At 73.1% G+C, this 17,990-nt stretch carries 19 protein-coding genes; 5 read left to right on the plus strand and 14 right to left on the minus strand.

The window, feature by feature from the left end; all coding sequences use genetic code 11:
* Nucleotides 1-200: 200 nt before the first annotated feature.
* The 4 genes from BJY14_RS14195 to BJY14_RS14210 all read left to right on the plus strand — a co-directional run bounded on the left by BJY14_RS14195 (nucleotide 201) and on the right by BJY14_RS14210 (nucleotide 2,837).
* On the plus strand, nucleotides 201-1,373 hold the full coding sequence (locus tag BJY14_RS14195; protein ID WP_179844049.1) for a protein kinase domain-containing protein: 1,173 nt from the start codon (nucleotides 201-203) through the stop codon (nucleotides 1,371-1,373).
* Nucleotides 1,370-1,921, plus strand: a complete 552-nt coding sequence (locus tag BJY14_RS14200) for a hypothetical protein (RefSeq protein WP_179844050.1) — start codon at nucleotides 1,370-1,372, stop codon at nucleotides 1,919-1,921. Before BJY14_RS14195 ends, BJY14_RS14200 begins: the two co-directional genes overlap by 4 nt.
* A gap of 86 nt (nucleotides 1,922-2,007) precedes the next feature.
* Complete coding sequence (locus BJY14_RS14205; RefSeq protein ID WP_179844051.1) at nucleotides 2,008-2,613, plus strand: DUF2975 domain-containing protein; 606 nt, start codon at nucleotides 2,008-2,010, stop codon at nucleotides 2,611-2,613.
* Complete coding sequence (locus tag BJY14_RS14210; protein WP_179844052.1) at nucleotides 2,613-2,837, plus strand: helix-turn-helix domain-containing protein; 225 nt, start codon at nucleotides 2,613-2,615, stop codon at nucleotides 2,835-2,837. The genes BJY14_RS14205 and BJY14_RS14210 overlap by 1 nt, the downstream gene beginning before the upstream one ends.
* Before the next feature lie 419 nt (nucleotides 2,838-3,256).
* On the opposite strand, the gene BJY14_RS14215 is transcribed toward BJY14_RS14210, so the two are convergent.
* A complete protein-coding gene (locus tag BJY14_RS14215; protein ID WP_179844053.1) occupies nucleotides 3,257-4,693 on the minus strand; it encodes an MFS transporter in 1,437 nt (478 codons plus the stop codon).
* Between the two features lie 65 nt (nucleotides 4,694-4,758).
* Between BJY14_RS14215 and BJY14_RS14220 the strand changes: the two genes are divergently transcribed.
* Complete coding sequence (locus tag BJY14_RS14220; RefSeq protein WP_218905359.1) at nucleotides 4,759-5,271, plus strand: winged helix-turn-helix transcriptional regulator; 513 nt, start codon at nucleotides 4,759-4,761, stop codon at nucleotides 5,269-5,271.
* 26 nt (nucleotides 5,272-5,297) lie between these two features.
* Here the strand turns inward: BJY14_RS14220 and BJY14_RS14225 are convergent, their stop codons facing one another.
* From BJY14_RS14225 to BJY14_RS14285, 13 genes are all read right to left on the minus strand, one after another.
* Entirely contained in the window at nucleotides 5,298-5,930 is a 633-nt protein-coding gene (locus BJY14_RS14225) for a GTP-binding protein (RefSeq protein ID WP_179844054.1), read from the minus strand.
* On the minus strand, nucleotides 5,911-6,354 hold the full coding sequence (locus BJY14_RS14230) for a DUF742 domain-containing protein (protein ID WP_173398268.1): 444 nt from the start codon (nucleotides 6,352-6,354) through the stop codon (nucleotides 5,911-5,913). The genes BJY14_RS14225 and BJY14_RS14230 overlap by 20 nt, the downstream gene beginning before the upstream one ends.
* Before the next feature lie 6 nt (nucleotides 6,355-6,360).
* A complete protein-coding gene (locus BJY14_RS14235) occupies nucleotides 6,361-6,780 on the minus strand; it encodes a roadblock/LC7 domain-containing protein (RefSeq protein ID WP_089311298.1) in 420 nt (139 codons plus the stop codon).
* Complete coding sequence (locus BJY14_RS14240) at nucleotides 6,777-9,545, minus strand: nitrate- and nitrite sensing domain-containing protein (RefSeq protein ID WP_179844055.1); 2,769 nt, start codon at nucleotides 9,543-9,545, stop codon at nucleotides 6,777-6,779. The genes BJY14_RS14235 and BJY14_RS14240 overlap by 4 nt, the downstream gene beginning before the upstream one ends.
* Before the next feature lie 82 nt (nucleotides 9,546-9,627).
* Nucleotides 9,628-10,200: a hypothetical protein gene (locus BJY14_RS14245; RefSeq protein ID WP_218905361.1), complete on the minus strand. Its 573-nt coding sequence runs from the start codon at nucleotides 10,198-10,200 to the stop codon at nucleotides 9,628-9,630.
* A 40-nt stretch (nucleotides 10,201-10,240) separates the two neighbouring features.
* Entirely contained in the window at nucleotides 10,241-10,780 is a 540-nt protein-coding gene (locus BJY14_RS14250; RefSeq protein WP_179844057.1) for an ATP-binding protein, read from the minus strand.
* A 141-nt stretch (nucleotides 10,781-10,921) separates the two neighbouring features.
* Entirely contained in the window at nucleotides 10,922-11,503 is a 582-nt protein-coding gene (locus BJY14_RS14255) for a PadR family transcriptional regulator (RefSeq protein ID WP_179844058.1), read from the minus strand.
* Nucleotides 11,504-11,579: 76 nt separating this feature from the next.
* Complete coding sequence (locus tag BJY14_RS14260; RefSeq protein WP_312879790.1) at nucleotides 11,580-13,394, minus strand: fatty acyl-AMP ligase; 1,815 nt, start codon at nucleotides 13,392-13,394, stop codon at nucleotides 11,580-11,582.
* Between the two features lie 33 nt (nucleotides 13,395-13,427).
* Nucleotides 13,428-15,386: an acyl-CoA dehydrogenase family protein gene (locus tag BJY14_RS14265; RefSeq protein ID WP_218905363.1), complete on the minus strand. Its 1,959-nt coding sequence runs from the start codon at nucleotides 15,384-15,386 to the stop codon at nucleotides 13,428-13,430.
* A gap of 72 nt (nucleotides 15,387-15,458) precedes the next feature.
* A complete protein-coding gene (locus BJY14_RS14270; RefSeq protein ID WP_179844059.1) occupies nucleotides 15,459-15,911 on the minus strand; it encodes a nuclear transport factor 2-like protein in 453 nt (150 codons plus the stop codon).
* A gap of 30 nt (nucleotides 15,912-15,941) precedes the next feature.
* The gene (locus BJY14_RS14275) at nucleotides 15,942-16,745 is read right to left on the minus strand and encodes an SGNH/GDSL hydrolase family protein (RefSeq protein ID WP_179844060.1); all 804 of its coding nucleotides are present in this window, start codon (nucleotides 16,743-16,745) and stop codon (nucleotides 15,942-15,944) included.
* Nucleotides 16,746-16,821: 76 nt separating this feature from the next.
* Entirely contained in the window at nucleotides 16,822-17,463 is a 642-nt protein-coding gene (locus BJY14_RS14280) for an SGNH/GDSL hydrolase family protein (RefSeq protein WP_179844061.1), read from the minus strand.
* Complete coding sequence (locus BJY14_RS14285; RefSeq protein ID WP_312879214.1) at nucleotides 17,463-17,726, minus strand: acyl carrier protein; 264 nt, start codon at nucleotides 17,724-17,726, stop codon at nucleotides 17,463-17,465. Before BJY14_RS14285 ends, BJY14_RS14280 begins: the two co-directional genes overlap by 1 nt.
* Nucleotides 17,727-17,990: the final 264 nt, after the last annotated feature.

Consider the following 17,990-nt stretch of genomic DNA (forward strand, 5'->3'; position numbering starts at 1 on the left):
TGAGCTACAGATCCTGTCACTTGGACCGGGGATTCTCAATATCAAGACAACTGACTCCTGGTCCAATTGCCGTCCCTTTTCGGGACCGTTCGAAAAGGTCTTCACCGCGGATCGGTCGAACCCGCCGGGGCCGGCGGCGCGTACTGCCTGACGAGCCGGGGACCGCGCCCGGCACCGGAGTGCGACGAGGGTGACGTCCAGTGGAATCGGGACTGCGGCTGACGGAGCGCTACCGCCTCGTGGAACGTCTCGACGACGGCGGGACGATGGAGGTCTGGCGCGCCTGGGACGAGCTGCTGGGCCGTCCCGTCGCGGTCAAGGTGCCGGCGCCCGCGGGCACCGGGCCGCAGCGGGGTTTCCGGCGGGGCGTGAACCGCGCCGCCGCGCTCTCCCACGCCGCCCTGGAGACGGTCTTCGACAGCGACCAGACCCGCGACGCGTCCGGCCGGCTCGCGCCCTTCGTCGTGACCGAGTTCCTGGTCGGCGACACCCTCACCGACCGGTTGCGGCGCGGACCGCTCGCCGTTCCCGAGGCGGCCTCCGTCTGCGGTCAGATCGCGGGGGCGCTGGAGGCCGCGCACGCCGCGGGCGTGACGCACGGCGACCTCAAGCCGGACAGGGTCGTGCTCGTCCGCGGCGACACCGGCCTCGACGTGAAGGTCGTCGACACCGGAATCGGCGGCGTCGTCCGGTCGGCGGGCGACGGCACGGAGGCCGCAGACGTGCGGGCGCTCGGCGTCATCATCGCCGCCTGCCTCGCCCCCGGCGCGTCCGGAGAACTGTCCGCGCTCGCCGCCCGCTGCATGGGTCCGGACGCCCCGTCCGCCGCCGAGGTCGCCGCCCTCCTCGCCCGCGACGAGGGACCGCCGAACGCCGTCTTCGCCGCCCCGCCCGACGGCCACCGGACCGGCGCCCTGCCTCCGCCGCCCGGCCGAGGGAACGCCCGCCTCGCCGCGCTCGCCCTGGTCGTGGCGATCCCGGTCACGGCCGCTGCGGCGGTCCTGCTCTCGGCGCCGCGCTCCCCGGTCGCCGTCCCGGCCCCGGCGCGGACGAGCGCCGCCCCTCCGGCCCCCGCGCCGACGTTCCGGACGCCGCAGTCGGCGACCGCTCCCCGCGTCACCGACGCGCTGGGGCGGCTGCGCCCCATCGTCAGCCGCGGCTACGCCGCCGGCGAGATCCGCTCCGACGTCGCGATCGACCTCGACAACGTCATCACGAACCTGGAGAACGACCTCACCGCCGACCGGAACGTCGACGTCGGCGGCCGGATCGCCGAACTGCACGACAAGATCGTCACGCGCCGCCGCGAGCGCGGCCTGTCCCCCGGGCTCGCCGAAGAACTGAACCGCGTCCTCGCCACCGTCCAGACATGACGGGCGAACGGGACGCTGGATGGCGGCGCGAGGGCCTGCCCGGCACCCCGCACGCCGCCCGCTTCCCCTGGCTCGCGCTGGCCGGGGTCGCCGCCACGATGGCGGCGGCGACGGTGCTCGTCCTCGGGATCGGCGACACCCTCTCCAGCCGGGACGATTCCGCCGACCGGCTGCTCCCGCTCCAGGCGGCGTCCCCGTCCGCACCGGCTCCGCCCGAGCCGTCCAGCCCGGCGACGCCCCGGCCGCCGCCCGGATCGGCCGCCCCCGAGCCGCCCCCACCGCAGGCGCCGCCCACGGAACCGAACGTGGAGGAGGTCCTGGTGAGGCTGCGGCATGCCGTGGACGAGGGTGTGGCCGCCGGGGACGTCCGCGACGACGTCGGCCTCGACCTCGGCAACGTGATCGAGCGAATGCTCGACCACGGGCAGCGGAGCCGCACCGACGTCGCCTCCCTGCGCCACAAGATCGCCACCCGCGCCCGGGAGGGCGCCATCACCGGCGGCCGCGCCGAGCAGCTCCGCGTGATCCTCGACGGCGCGCTCCCCTAGACCTCGCGGGCCAGGCCGGGGCTTGACGGCGGCATATCGTTTATCGTTATTATCGAAAAACGATATGCCCCCCCGAAGGAGACGACATGACCTGGGCGACGCGCTGGTCCCGTTTCGACACCCATTTCCTGGAGCTGGTCATCGGCCTGGGCCTGCTGCTGGTCGGGCTCTTCCAGGCCCTCTTCCCGATCCTCGGCGTGACCGGCCCCTTCCCGCCTATCGACACCCGCGACGTCGACCTGCGCTCCACCGCGCAGGTGCCGGACCTGGCCTCCGGCGGGACGTCCCTGCGCGGCACCCACCACGCGGAACTGGCGGTCGGCGACCCCGGCCTCTGGGACCGGGTGCTGCTCGCCGCCCCCGAGGTCGCCCGCGCCGTGCTGATCATCGTGATCCTGTCGATCCTGCTGCGGATGGCCGCGACGTTCCGCGGCGGCGACGTGTTCGTCCCGGCGAACGTCCGGCGGCTTTTCGCGATCTCCACGGCCGTGCTGCTGCTCGGCATCGCGGCCCCCGCCCTCGACATGCTCACCACGAACGCGCTGGTCAGTGGCACGCCGCTGGAGGACGCGGTCGAGATCGGCTTCGAGGTGCGGGCCTCGACCGTCCTGCTGGCCATCCTGATCGCCGCCCTGGCCGGGGCGTTCGGGCACGGCACCCGCCTGCGCGCCGACACCGAGGGCCTGGTCTGATGCCGCCCGAGGACCCCCACCAGATCACCGTCCACCTGGACGCGATCCTCGCCGAGCGCGGCATCACCCTGGTGGAGCTGGCCGAACGCGTAGGGGTGACGCCCGTCAACCTCTCCATCCTGAAGAACGGCCGCGCCAAGGCCATCCGCTTCACAACCTTGAGCGCCCTGTGCCGAGAGCTGGCCTGCCAGCCCGGCGACATCCTCTCCCGAGCCGAGGAATGACCCCCCTCCCCTTTGACAGCGACAAAGCGCGCCAAGCCGCAACCATCAGGCGCGACAACCGCACCCGTGGGCCGCAACGACCGCAACCGTCGGACGCGCCAACCGCAACCGTGGGCCGCAACAACCCCAGCCACCACAGCAACCACCAACAAGCCGGGCCACCGCGATTGCGAGCGAAGCCAGGTTCGAGCCCGCGAGAACCTGATCGCCGAGTGAGCCGCCAGGCGAGCCGAGGCGATGCAGCAATCGCACGTGTTTTTGGGGGCGGTCGGCGCCCCCAAGGCGCCGACCGCCCCCAAAAACACAATAAATACAGCAGGCACCTCTCCGGATGAGGTGCCTGCTGTGCGGGGTACGGGCGAACCGGGCCTTGCGGTCCGGGTCAAGGCTTCGCCCGTTTCCCGTGTCAAGGTGGGGTTTCAGGCGCGGGCGATCACTTCCGTTTCTGGCTCGGGGACGGGACGGGACGGCCGGGGCCGGCGCGGGGTCATGCCAAGGGCGGTGATCGCTGCGATCACCATGAACGCGCCGACCATCAGCCAGGCGTGGACGTAGGCGGTGTGGGCGTCGGTGTAGCCGCGCGGGGTGCCGAGGACGGCGACGGCCAGGCTGACGCCGAGTACCGCGCCGATCTGCCGGCTCATGTTCACCACGGCGCTGCCCGTGGCGTAGCGGTGGGAGGGCAGTTCGACCGCGGCCGCGGACAGGATGGTGGGGAGGGCGAGGCCGACGCCGGTGCCGCCGATGAGCCAGCCCGGCAGCATCTGCGCGGCGTAGGCGGGTACGGGGCCCAGGCTCGTCGCGATCAGGACGACGCCGAAGGCGCACAGCATGCACCCGGCGGCGGTGATCAGCCCGACGGGGACGCGGGCGGCGAGGCGTCCGGCGATGAGCGCCATGACGGGGACCATCAGGGGGCCGGGCGCGACGGCGAGCCCGGTGCGGATCGGCGAGTAGTGCCAGACCTGCTGCATCCACAGCACGCCGAGCAGCAGGTTGGCGGCGAACGCGACGGTGAACAGCAGGACGGCGGCGTTGGACCACAGGAAGGTGCGGACGGCCAGCAGCGCGGGTTCGATCACCGGCGCGGGGTGGCGCAGGGACCGCAGCCAGAACCAGGCGAGGCCGAGCAGCGCGGCGGCGGCCACGAGGACGGTCCGTTCGCCCGGCCAGTCGTTGATCTTCACTACGCCGAGTGCCAGCAGCGCGATCGCCGCGGTCGCCACGGCGGTCCCGACCAGGTCGGGGACGCGGGCCGTCACGCCTTCGCGGGAGTCGGGCACGAGGCGGGCGGCGAGCAGCACCGCCGCGATGCCGATGGGGACGTTGACTTCGAAGACCCAGCGCCAGGAGGCGTCGACCAGGACGCCGCCGACCGCGGGCCCGGCCGCGGCGGCGATCGCCGAGGCCGCGGACCAGATCCGCACCGCGCCGCCGCGCCGCTCGGCGGGGTACGCCGACAGCAGCAGCCCGAGGCTGGTGGGGATGAGCGCCGCGGCGCCCGCGGCCTGGACGACGCGGAAGGCGACGAGCCACCACAGCGAGGGGGCGGCGGCGCACGCCTGGGAGGCGAGAGTGAAGACGGTGAGGCCGAGGAGGAGGCCGGCCTTGCGGCCGTAGCGGTCGGCGAGCCGGCCGAGCGGCACGAGCAGGGCGGCGAACACGATCGCGTATCCGTTGAGCACCCACGACAGGTCGGCCATCGACTCCCCGGCGAAGTCGCGGCCGATGTCGGTGAACGCCACGTTGACGATGAACAGGTCGAGGCCCGCCATGAAGGAGGCGACGGAGAGCACCGCGAGCACCGGTCCCCTGCGGATCCGGCCCGCGCCGCGCACCTGACTTTGTTCCACCATAGTCAGGGAGGCTAGCGAGCCCCCTGACTTTGGTCAAGCAAAGTCAGCAGGTTTATAGTGGAAGGGTGACAATCTCACTGGAAGGGCACTTCGCCGACCGTGACGCCTGGTCGATGCAGAACTGCCCGGTCGCGAGGACGCTCGCCGCGCTCGGCCCGCCGTCGGCGGTGCTGGTGCTGAGCGAGGCCTTCTTCGGGACGAACCGATTCGGCGACTTCGTGCGCAACCTCGGCATGACGGAGTCGGCCGTCACCGCCCGGCTGCGCCACCTCGTCGACGCCGGCCTGCTCACCAGGGAGCCCTATCAGGAGCCGGGGCAGCGCACGCGGTACGAGTACCACCTGACGAAGATGGGCCTGGACCTCGCGCCCACCCTCGTCAGCCTCATGGAATGGGGCGAGACCTACCTCCCGCACGAGGAGGGGCGCCAGGTCATGCTGACGCACGCCCGCTGCGGCGAGCGCGTGACGGCGCAGGTCAGATGCGCGGACGGCCACGACGTCGCGGTGGACGAGATCGTCATGGGCCCGCCGGGCGCGGCGGACGGCGAGCAGGGCGACGGCGGGTCCGGGGGCTGACGGGCGGCCGCGGGCGGCCGCCGCGCTCACGCGTGCCGGGTGCCGCCCGCGAGCCGCAGCGCGTGCTCGACCAGCGAGACGAGCACCTGCTTCGCCGACACCGTCCGGCGGGCGTCGCACAGCAGGACGGGGACGTGGGGGTCGATGTCCAGGGCCGTCCGGATCTCGGGCGCCTCGTAGCGGTCGGCGTCGTCGAAGCAGTTGACGGCGACGACGAACGGCGTGCCCTTGCGCTCGAAGTAGTCGATCGAGGCGAAGCTCGCCATCAGCCGCCGCGTGTCGGCGAGCACGACCGCGCCGAGCGCGCCGCGCGACAGCTCGTTCCACATGAACCAGAACCGCTCCTGGCCGGGCGTCCCGAACAGGTAGATGGCGACGCCGTCGCGCAGCGTGATGCGGCCGAAGTCCATCGCCACGGTCGTGGTGGTCTTGGCGGCGACGCCGTCGAGGTCGTCGACGCCGACGCTCACGTCGGTCAGCGCCTCCTCGGTGCGCAGCGGCCGGATCTCGCTGACCGCGCCGACCATGGTCGTCTTCCCGACGCCGAACCCTCCGGCGACGAGGATCTTCAGCGCGACGCGCGGGCCGTCCGCCCGGTCGTCGGGCTCGTCCGGTTCCGCGGTGGCGGGGGGCGGGGCGTCAGAGCGCGCGGAGTTCATCGAGCACCCTCCTGAGCAGGTTCGGGTCGTTGTGCGGCTGGAGCGCGGTCGCCTGGCCGAACGGCCCGGACGGCGACGGCGCCGGGGACCATCGCTGGACTTCCAGGAGGCCGGAGTCGAGCAGGTCGCCGGCCAGTACCCGGATCACGCCGAAGGGCAGGTTCAGGTCCGAGGCGAGGTCGGCGAGGGCGTGCGGGCGCCGGCACAGCGCCAGCAGCCGGCGCTGCTGGCGCGAGAGCCGGCCGGGCTCGGGCGGCGGCCGCCCGGTCGCGACGAGGATCGCCACGATGTCGAGCGGCTCGCCGCTCGGCCGGGTGCGGCCGCGCGTCACCGCGTAGGGGCGGACGATCGGTCCGGCGGCCGCGTCGAGCCACCGTTCCCTGCCGGGACCCCGGGGAGCACCGGGCCCGTCACTGGGGTCCATGGCGGGTCACCGGTGTCCGGGTCCGGGCGCGCCCTGCCTGAGTCCGGTGGACAGCTGCCTGCCGACCCGCTTGACCAGCATCGTCATCTCGTAGGCCACGAGGCCGGCGTTGGCGCCGACCTCGCTGAGCAGCGCGAGGCAGCTGTTGGCCCCGGCCGGGACGACGAAGAACAGGCCCTTGTCCATCTCGACGAGCGTCTGCCGGATCTCGCCGGAGTCCAGTTGCGGCCGGGCCCCGACGGCGAGGCTGTGGAACCCGGCGGCGAGGGCCGCGAGGTACTCGGAGTCCTCCCGCCCGACGCCCCGCGACATGCCCATGACGAGCCCGTCCCGGGACAGCACGACCACCTTCCTGATCTGCGGGACCCGGTCGACCAGGTCGTCGAGGAGGAAGTTCAGCTCCGCGGCCACTCCCTGATAGGTCATGATCTTCCCTCCATGCCGGGCCCCTCGGGCGCCTCGTCCTCGTCCCGGCCGCGCAGCCAGCCCGCCTGCAGGGACGCGAACAGGTCCCGGGACGCCTCCGCCGACCGTTCCTCCCAGGCGGCGATGGCGTCGCCGGTGGCGGCGGACTCTTCTCCGTACGGGCCGGTCTCCTCGTAGGAACCGGTGTCTTCGTAGGTGCCGGCGTCGCGCAGCTGGGGCGCGAGGCTCCCGCCGCGCACCCGGCGCGGCAGCGGGGCCCGCCCTCCGCCGGTCGTCTGCGCGTCCCCGAACTGCGTCCCGCCGAACGGGGACTCGCCGAACGGCGTCTCTCCGAACGACGCGGGAGCGCCGTACCGGTCGGCCGCTCCGCCGTAGGAACCGCCGCCGAAGGCGGGGGCCCGGGGCCCGGCGGCCTGGAACGGACGCGTGGCGTCGGTCGGCGGCGGACCGTGCGGCGGTGGGGTCCCGAACGACGTCGGGGTCTGGTCACCGTCGTCGAACCCCACCGCCGCGTTCTGGTCCGGTTTCTCCTCGCTCCCCCAGTGGGGGAAGGACACCGGCGTCTCTGGCGGCGCCGCTTCACCGGCCGGCCCCATGGCGTCGGGCGCCGCGCCGTTGGGCGCCGGACTGCCGGGGATCGCCCGGTTGGGCGCCGTATCGGTCGACGCCACGTCCTGGACGGGGGCGATGTCGTACACCGGCGCGTTGAGCGTCGCGGTGGACGACGGCGCCGGCGGCGTGGGCCAGGCGCGCATCGACCCGTTCACCGCCGCCGCGCCCCGCTGCTGGACGGGACCGGCCTGGACGGCGCCGTCCTCGTCCTCGGGCTGGTCGGCGTCCACGATCAGCTGGCGCGGGATCAGCACGACGGCGCTGACGCCCCCGTACAGGGACGGCTGCAGCGCGACCCTGATGCCGTGCCGGCCGGCGAGGCGGCCGACGACGAACAGCCCGAGGCGGTCGGTGACGGCCAGGTCGAACTCGGGCGGCCGCGCCAGCCGCAGGTTCAGCGCGTCCAGCTCGGACTGGTCGAGCCCGATGCCGCGGTCGATGATGTCGACGGCGAACCCGTTGGCGCCCATCTCGCCGCGGACGAGCACCTCGGTCGGCGCGGGCGAGAACACCGTGGCGTTCTCGATCAGCTCGGCGAGCAGGTGGATGATGTCGGCGACGGCCTCGCCGATCACCGCGGCCTGCCCGGACACCACGACGATCTCGACCCGGGTGTAGTCCTCGACCTCGGCGACGGCGGCGCGCAGCACGTCCTCGACGTGCACCGGCCGGCTCCAGCCCCGCCCCGGGGACGTCCCGGACAGGATGACCAGGCCCTCCGCGTGGCGGCGCATGCGGGTGGTGAGGTGGTCGAGGCGGAACAGGTCCTCCAGCACCTTGGGGTCGGAGGCGTCGCGCTCCATCTCGTCCAGCATCCGCAGCTGGCGGTGCAGCAGCGACTGGCTGCGCCACGCGACGTTGAGGAACACGCGGCTGATGCCCTGCCGCAGGTAGGACTCCCGCACGGCGGTCTCGATCGCGGTGTGCTGCACCTTGGTGAAGGCGTCGCCGACGCGCGCGACCTCCCGCGACTTGCCGATGACCAGCGGCGGTGCCTCGGCGTCCACGTCCACCTCCTCACCACGCCGCAGCCGGGCGACGACGCCGGGCAGCCGGTCCTCGGCGAGCTTCAGCGCGGCGCGCTGCAGCCCCCGCAGCTCCCGCGACAGGCTGCGCGCGGCCAGCAGCGACAGCAGGATCGAGGCGATCACCGCGAGCAGCCCGAACCCGCCCGCCAGGACGAGCCGCATGATGATCCGCTCACCGATCGGCTTGGCCATCTCGTTGAGCGCGAGGCTCGCCTCGGTGACCTTCTGCGCCCACGCCTGCGACAGCAGCTGCGTGGTGGCCTGCCAGTCCGCGGCCTCGGGCGGCAGCCGGTCGCCGCGGGCGCCCACGATCGCGTCCTCGGCCGCCCGGTACCGCTGGAACTCCGGGGACGCGGCGAGCCTGCCGATCGGCCCGCGGATCTGCTCGTTCAGGTCGGCGAGGCCGGCCTCGAACACGCGGCGCCCCTCCGCGGCCCACTGGACGAACGCGGTGTGCTCGGCGGCCGTGAGCCGCCCGTTGCGCGCCATCGCCGCGGTGACGAGCGAGTCCTCCCGCAGCATGTAGGCGCGGGCGTTGCCGATGCCGATCAGCGCCCGGCCCTGCGTGAAGATGGCGACGTCGTTGACGGTCACCAGGCCGTCGAAGACCTTGATGACCTGGTCGAGCAGGACGCTGTAGGAGTTGATGACCTCCAGCGGCTGGGCCCGGCCCGAGTCGACCCTGGCGCGCAGCTGCGGGAGCCGGTCGAGCGCCCGGACCGCCTCGGCGAGGCGCCGCTTGGTCTCCGGCTCGGCCGCGTCCCGCGCGTCGGGCGACAGCGCGGTCGAGCGGAACGCCTTGTCCACGGCGCTCACCCGGGCGCGCTGCCCGCCCAGCTTCTGCCGGTCCGCGGGGTCGCGTGTGCTGAGCGCGACGACGCTGAGGGAACGCTCCGCCTGGAGCTGGTTCACCAGGTAGATGCCGGGGAGGCCCACCTTCTCGTACGTCGTGGAGAAGTCGTACTTGTCGAACGCGTCGCCGAGCGTGATGTTCGCGGCGAACGCCCACAGGGTGATGAGGGACACCAGCGGGACCAGCAGCAGCGCCGTGATCCGCAGCCGGATGGGACGCCTGCGCCGGGGCCTTCGGCCGGACGCGTCGTCACGGGGTGTCGTGCGGGACATCGAGATCACTACCTCTAGCCGGGGGCGGGCCGCGCTGCCGGCCCGTGTGTCGGGGGTGGCCCGTGTGTCGGGGGGTGCGGGGTCAGGGGTGGGCCTCGTCCAGGGCCGCGCGGGCGACCAGGCCGCGCAGCCGGCCGGTGATCATGGCGACGGCCTGGGCGTGCCCGCGCAGGGCCTTGTCCCGCGCGGTGTACTGCCCGATGTCGGCGTGCATGGCGTGGTCGGACACGATCGTCTGCCACAGCAGCGGCCTTCCGTTCGCCGCGATGCCGAGGTCGATCACGGTGAACCAGGTCGAGACGACCACGACGACGGCGCCGACGCGGATGACGTCCTGCGCGAGCAGGCGCCCCCGCACGTCGAGCAGCAGCCGCTGGGCCTCCTCGGCCGTGGCGCGCCGCCCGTCCTCCCGGTAGTAGTCGGGGGGACGGCGGGGATCGGCGGACCGCGGGCCGGCGGGCTCTCCCGGGGGCCGGCGGTCACCGGGCCCCGGGTCGGCGGGCCTTCGGTCGACCGGCCCCCGATCGGCGGACCGCTGATCGGCGGACCGCTGATCGAAGGGCCCCTGGCCGGGGGGCCGGAGGTCCGCGGGCCGCTCGTCCGCGGGCCGGTCGTCTGCGGGCCGGTCGTCTGCGGGCATGGCGTTAGCAGGCATGGCATTTCCCATCGCCGTACCGGGGGTGCGCGGGAGATGCTCAGTGGCCGGGGTGCTCGTCCCGCGGCCAGGCGCGCACCTCGCACCAGACCGCCTTGCCGGAGGCGGTGTGGTCGGTGCCGTGCCCGTCGGCCATGACCGCGACGAGGAACCAGCCGCGCCCCGTCTCCTCCATGAGGTCGACCGGCCGCGCCGTCGGGACGGCGGCGCTCTGGTCGTGCACCTCGATGCGGAGCCGGGTGCCGGCGCGCAGCAGCCGCAGGCACAGCGCGCCTCCGGCGACCGGCGCGTGCCGGACGGCGTTGGTGACCAGTTCCGACACCAGGACCTCGGCGTCGTCGGCGACGTGCCCGATGCCGGACGCGGTGCTGACGGACCTGCTGAAGCGCCGCGCCGCCGGCACGGACTCCCGCTCGGCGGGCAGCGTCAGCTCGCCCAGCAGGACCGCGGGGGCCTCGTCCAGGCCCCGCAGCCCGTTCGGCGCCGTGCCGTTCGGTGCCGCGACCTGGGACGCGGTGGCGGTCAGGTGGCTCGGAAGTGGTGTGCTAGGTAGTTCGATGGTGTGGTGGTCGCCTGACATGATGAACGCCTCCTTGACTAAGGCGTGCCGCCCGATTCCAGCCCGGCCGGGGCGCGAGGCTGGGGTGGGCGTGGGGGGTTGGTGCCGGTGCCGCCGCTGTCCGGGCAGACGGCGGCACGGCGTGCGAGGGACGGGGCCGCCTCATGGCGGGCCGCTCCCCTCGGACTGGGTGCCCGCCCGGGCTCGCAGCAGCCGGGCGGTGCTGGTGAACCACGCGTAGTTCTCCTGCTCGAAGCGGCGTCCGCGCAGGCACGTGAGGTAGGGCCCGAGAGGGGACCCGGTGCGCAGGAAGGACTCCTCGTCCAGGTCGCCGCGCAGGTGCTTGAGGGTGCGTTCGAAGACCTCGACCTTGGCCGCCGAGGCCACCGCCCGGTCTTCCAGCTGCGCGATGACGGAGTCGGCGCAGATGTGGTCCACGGCCTGCACCATGACGAGCAGGTTCTCGCGGATGATCCCTGGCTTGGCGGGGGTCACGGCGAACCGTTCGAGCTCGTCGACGCCGGCCTGGGTGACGGTGTACACGCGCTTGTTGGGACGATCGTGCTGGATGATCTGCCGCCCGCTGATCAGACCTTCCGTCTCCAACCTCGACAGCTCCGAGTAGAGCTGCTGCGGTACGGCGTGCCAGAAGTTGGAGACCGACAAATCGAAGATCTTTGCCAGCTGGTAGCCGCTGTACTCGCCGTCGAGCAGCGCCGCCAGCACCGCGTGACGTAGCGCCATCGGCCTTCTCTCCCCGCCTTGACTCAGGGTGATGCCCGACGTTAGCAGACAACGACATGATTAGTCATCATGTTGACTAGGATTGGTCAGCGTCGACTTGGGCGCGCGCCTCCCGGAGACCGGCGACGCCCGGTTCCAGATCGGCCGCGAGCTCGGTGATCCGCCCGGTCAGGAACGCCTCGCGGGTCTGCCGGCGCTGCATCTTCCCGCTGGTCGTCCGCCTCACCGAGCCCCGCGCGGCCAGCACGACGCTGACGGCGGGCAGCTCGAACGTCCGGGTGACCCGGGTCCTGACCGCCGCGGCCACCTCCTCCAGGGGCGTCCCGGCCGCCGCCCGGGTGCTGATCTCCTGGACGATGACGACCTGCTCCCGGCTCGCGTCGGCCCCGCCGCCCTCGGGCGGCCCCGGGCCGAGGTCGGGGTCGATGGCGGCGTCGATCGCGAAGGCGGCGCCGAGCAGGGCGGCCGGATGCGCGGCGCGTGCCACTTCCTCGATGTCGTGCGCGTGGATGTTGCGGCCGTTGACGATGATCAGGTCCTTGATCCGCCCGGTGACGTACAGCTCGCCGTCGGCGGTGAAGCCGAGATCGCCCGTCCGCAGGAACGGGCCCTCGCCGCCGGCCGTGCGGGCGCGGAACGTCGCCTCGGTCTGCTCGGGGCTCTCCCAGTAGCCGCGCGCGACGCTGCCGCCGCGCACCCAGATCTCCCCCACGCGCCGCTCCGGCCGCTCGGCGCCGGTCTCGGGGTCGACGACGCGGACGTCCAGGGTGACGGGACGGCCGCTGCTCACGAGCCGCCTGACGCCGTGGGCGGAGGTCCCGTCCGCGGGGACGGCCTCGTTCCGCGCGAGCGCCCCCGCGTCGAAGTCGCGGACGACGGGGCCGCCGCCGAGGGGCGCGCCGGTGATGAGCAGCGTCGTCTCGGCCATCCCGTAGCACGGCATCCACATCGAGGGCCGGAACCCGACCGGGGCGAACCGCTCGGCCATCGCCTCCAGCGTCGCGGCCCGGACGGGCTCGGCGCCGTTCTTCACGACGGTCAGCGACGACAGGTCCAGGCCCTCCAGCTGCCGGTCGGTGACGCGGCGCAGCACCAGCTCGTACCCGAAGTTCGGCGCCACGGTGATCGTCCCCCGGTACCGGGTGATCAGCTCAAGCCACAGCACCGGGCGCTTGATGAACGTGATCGGCGAGGTGAAGACGTACCGGCAGCCGAGGTAGAGCGGCTGGAGGAACTGCCCCACCAGCCCCATGTCGTGGTAGTGCGGCACCCAGCCGACGCCGACCGTGGCGGGCGACCCCTCGATGCGGCGCCTGATCTCCTCGCCGTTGGCCAGCAGGTTGCCGTGGGTCACCATGACGCCCTTCGGCTCGCTGGTCGACCCGGAGGTGTACTGGAGGAAGGCGACGGTGTCCGGCCCGGACCGCGGAGGGGACCAGTCCCCGGCGTCGGTGTCCTTGCCGGCCTGGGTGTCCAGGCAGTGGACTCGTCCTTTCAGCCCGGCGGCCGACAGCCACGCGTCGAGGGTGTCGCGGTGGGCGGTGTCGGTGAGGATCAGCGCGACGTCGGCGTCCTCGATGATCCGGCGGGTGCGGCCGAAGCGGCCCGCGTCCAGGTCCGGAAGCGGGGGCCGGGACGGCGATGACGCGCGCGTACAGGCAGCCGAGGAACGCCGCCAGGAACTCCAGCCCCTCCGGGTAGAGCAGCAGGACGGCCCGGTCCCGTAAGCCGCGCGCCTCCAGGCGGCAGCCGAGCGCGCGGGCCTTGCGGTCCAGGTCGGCGAAGCCGAGCACGTTCTCCTTGTACCTGCGTCCCGGTTCCTCGCTGATGAAGGTGAAGGAGCGGGTGTCGCCGTGCGTCCGGATGTTCTTCCGGACGAGCGACACGAAATCTCTCGTCGTCTCCGGTGGCCCGGCCATGGGTGTCACTCGTCCTCGGGGGAGATGAGCAGGGAGGGCGGGAGCGCGGACAGGGAGAGCAGGGAGAACCAGCGCCGCTCGCCCTCGCCGCGGAACATCGCGTCCTCCAGCGGCGGGAGGAACTCCTCGGACAGGACGGTGTCGGGCTGCGCCCGCTGGAGCAGCCGCTGCAGGCACAGGACGAGCCACTGGCCGTCCTCGAACGCCCCGCCGAACACCTGCCGGTTGTGCAGCCAGGTGAGCATGCACGACGCCATCGCGTGCAGCTCGCAGTACCGTCGGGCCCGTGTCAGCGCCGCGACCGAGGACGTGTCGCCCTCGTTCTTGCGGATGCCCTCCTCGATCCTGGCGCGCAGGGTGCCGATGGCGGACAGCAGGTCCTTCAGCTCGGCCGCGACGCCGGGCGCGGCGTGCGCGTTCGCCGCCGCGAGCACCTCCTCGGAGATCTCCTCGAACCGCTGGCCGATCTCGTCGCGCCCCTCGTTGGTGAGCTGGAGCAGGCGGCCGTCGGGGTCCCAGGCGGGCGGGGTCCGCGTCCAGCAGAACAGGTCGGCGAGCAGCTCGTCCTCGCGGCCCGTCTCCGCCGGCGGGTCGATCAGGAAGGGCAGCTGGCCCGCGACGTTGGCGAGGTTCACGTGCGTGGTGCCCTCGAAGATGCTCGCGATCGCGTGGTCGCGCTGGAGCTTCTGGAACACCCCGTGCGCCACGCCCTCGCGCAGGTAGCCGCGCGCGGCGAGCACGGTCCCGATGCTGGCCACGACCTCCTCGCCGAGGACGGGCACGAAGTACTTCACGATCGAGGACCACAGGCTGAGCCGCCCGGGCGCGACCGTCAGGCAGCGCGCCACCGGGATCGCCACGCACTCGGCGATCAGCAGGTCCAGGTGCGCCTTGACCAGGTGGTCGCGGATCACCGGGATCCGGTAGATGTCCGAGCCGTAGAGGGTGCGCTGGCGCGCGTACTCCATCCCGATGCGCACCACCGCGTCCATCGTCCCGACCGACAGCGCCGCGATCGCGGTCCGGGTGATCTGCAGGGTCTTGAGCGTCTGGACGAGCCCGGAGCCGCGCCGCCCGATCACCCGCTCGGCGGGCAGCCGCGCCCCGGAGAACGCGACGCCGGACAGGTCGTGGCCGCGCAGCCCGACCGTCCGGACGGGTGGCAGCGTCGACCAGGCCGCCGGGTCCAGTTCCCGCTTGTCGACCAGGATGAGGGAGAAGTCGCGCGGGCCGGTCCTGGCGTAGGTGGTGACGAACCGTCCGCGGGTGGCGTTGCCGACCGGCCACTTCACCCCGGTCAGTACCAGCTCGTCCCCCTGGATGTCGGCCTCCGACTCCGACGCCATCACGTCGCTGCCGTGGTCGGCCTCCGAGACGCCGAAGCAGGCCAGGTCCCCGCGCAGCACCCCGTCCGCCACGGTCCTGCGCTGCCAGGCGTCGCCCCACAGCCACACCGGGTTGACCGCCAGCAGCCCGGACCCGTACATCACCGCGACGGTGACGCTGCGGCGTGAGATGCCGCGAGTGACGAAGAACAGCTCCTCAAGGGTCGTGAGGCGCCCGCCCAGCCCGCTCGGCACCAGGTATTTCGGGAAGCCCCACGCCCTGACGGCGTCCACCGCGCCCGGGGGCAGCTCGTCGCGCTCCTCCGCCTCCACGATGGCCTTGTAGGAGAACGGCCCCGCCTCGTCGTCCATCGGGTCGCCGAGATAGCCGTCCAGGTCGGCGGCGATCCGGTGCGCCGGCGCCAGCCTCTCGCGGGGGTGCCGCCCGGGCGCGGCCCCCTCGGAGGCGGGCTGCTCGGGCGCTGGGCTCTCAGAGGAGGACGTCTCGGACGCGGGGTTCTCAGAAGGGCCGGGGTGTACGGGATGCGCGGGATGGACGGAGCTCTCAGCGTGGGCCCCGGGGGCGGAGTGGGCGGGGCGGACGGGGTGCACGGGGTGTGCGGGGACCTTGCTATCCATTTTTCCTTCGACTCCCTTGTGTGGGTCGCGCCTTCCTGTTCGCGGGCCGCGACTCCTGAACGGGTCGGCTCCCTATGGCTGCGCGGTGTCGCCGGACGGGCCCCCCGCGTCGTCGGCGTTCTTCGGGTCCTCCATGCGCCTGCCGACCACCCGGGCGAGCGTCATCGCCGCGGGCAGCGGGCGGACCATGACGGTCAGGCCGGTGACGAGCCCGCTCTCGCCGAACCTCAGCAGGTCCAGCCCCTGGAGGTCCTTGCCCAGCACCCTGGCGCTGAAGACCAGCGCCTGCGCCGGGGGGCCCGCGCCGTTCGTCCCGCCCGAGGGGACGCCCACCAACTCGTCGGTGTAGTGGAAGTCCTCGAAGACCTCCAGCAGGACGCCGAGCAGGGCGGCGACGGCGTCGCGCCCCAGGTAGGGCTTCACCATCACCGGGCTGCGGAACTCGATGCCGGGGTCCAGCGCACCGGTGATGGCGGCGAGGTCCTTGGCCTCCACCGCCGATCGGAACGTTCCGGGAACCGTCATCCGAGCTGCTCCCTTCGCTTGCCGTTACGGTCAGTCGGCCGTCCTCGGCGGGACGGCTCCGGCGGGGGGCGTGTCCTGTGGCGGTTCGCCGGGCCCGGCGGCGCCGGGTCCGGTGGCGGGAGCGGGGGCTGGGAAGGCGGCGCGGGCGAGGTCGCGCGCCCAGGCCCGGTAGCCCGCGGCCGACGGGTGGAAGCCGTCGGCCGCGAAGAGCCGCGGGTCGCGGGCCATCGTCTCGTCCATGGGAGCGTGGACGGCGCCGCCCGCCTCGGCCGCGTCCCGCGTGATCCGGTCCATCGCCCGCGCCCGCGCGCCGAGGACCGAGCGCAGCGGCCGCGGCAGCGCGGGGAACCGGTGCACCGGCGGCATCCCGGCGACGAGCACCGTCGCCTCCGGGAACCGGCCCCGCAGGAGGGCGACGAGTTCGGTCACGTCCGCCGCCCACCGGCGCAGGGGACGCCGTCTGAGCAGGTCGTTGATGCCCGCGGTGACGACCACCAGGTTCGGCGCGGAGCCGTTCGCGGGCGGGACGAGCCCGCCGATGATGCGCCGGGCCGTCGCGCCGTTCCGGCCGGAGACCGACCAGGCCACGCTGCGCCGCAGCCGCTCGCCCAGCTCCTCCGCCAGGAAGCCGGGCAGCGCCTCGGCGTGCCGGGACGCGCCGACGCCCACGGCGGTGGACTCGCCGATCACCACGACCCGGAAGGCCGGGCCCCGCCCGGGGTCGGCGCCGGCGACGAAGCCCTGCTCGTCCCCGGTCGCCGGGTCCAGCCTCGGTGTCCGCCGCACCGTCCGCCATGCCTGCACGACCAGTACGGGAGCCAGGAACAGCAGCATCGGCGAACGGAATGCGCGAGCGACGGAATATGCTCTTTTCATCAGTCTCCCAGACTGCTGGATCGGCCCCCGTGACTCATTTCACCCGCTCGCCGAGCAGGCTTGCCGCGAGTTGCGCCATCACTTCCGCGACATAGGCGTGCCCATCCGGGTTCAGATGGATTCCGTCGGCGCTCCACATCGCGGGATCGGCGACCCTCGCCACCGTGTCCCGCTCCGGGAACGCCATTCCGAACAGGCGTGAAACCCGGTCGAGTTCGGCATTGAAATCGTGGATGCGCTGCACCGTGCGTTTCTTGCGGAACTGCGAGATCGGCGAGATGTCCAGCAGCGGCGGCCGCGGCACCGGGATGGCCAGGACGACCGCGCCGCGCCCGCGCGCCCAGCCGAACAGCTCCGCCAGCCGCAGCGCCGCGGCCTCCCGCTCGAAGCCGCGCAGCGCGTCGTTCATGCCGCAGCCGAGCACGACCAGCCGCGGCGCCAGGTCGCGGACGGCGGGCAGCTGGTCGCGGACCACGTCCTCGACCGTCGCTCCCGGGTCGGAGGCGTTGAGCATCTCCTCGCGGGAAATCCCCAGGTGACGGGCCAGCCGTCCGGCCCAGCCGAGCCACCCGCCGGCCGGGTCCGGATCGTCCTGGCCCTCGGCCACGCTGTCGCCGAGCACCACCATGGCGGGCCCGGCGCCGCCGCCGCCCGCCTCGGGGGGCCGGTCGGCCATCACGCGACGAGGTCGAGCAGGTAGTCGGTGAGGTCGGCCACCGTCTCCCGGCGCCGCGCCTCGGCCACGTCGACCTCCACCTGCAGGTGGTCCTCGATGTCGCTGATGATGCTGATCGCGTACACCGAGTCGACCCCGTAACGGGCGAGTTCGACCCCGGGGTCGATGTTTTCCACAGGCCTGTCGAGGTAGAAGGCGATCTTGTCAAGAAGCCACGATTGCAGCTCGTCGTGGGAAATTATTTCCGATCGGGACACCGCCACTCCTCCTTATGTCAGAGGATCATCGAAACAATCGCGATTGGTAACGGAAGACGAGCAACACGCAAGATACAGCCAAATGGTTGGCGTGTCTCGATCCGGATGTGAACGATCGGACACGGGGGTGTCTCCGTCCTGTAAACCCAGTCAGTGGTACGGTAAAAACGGCGATAAGTTACTTACCGGTAACCACTTCCGATAAGGGCCCAACGCGGGCGGTCGCGGACCCGCCGCCCCGCGCGCCCCACCGACCCGTTCTCCCCCGCG

Source organism: Actinomadura luteofluorescens (genome assembly GCF_013409365.1).
Taxonomy (GTDB): domain Bacteria; phylum Actinomycetota; class Actinomycetes; order Streptosporangiales; family Streptosporangiaceae; genus Spirillospora; species Spirillospora luteofluorescens.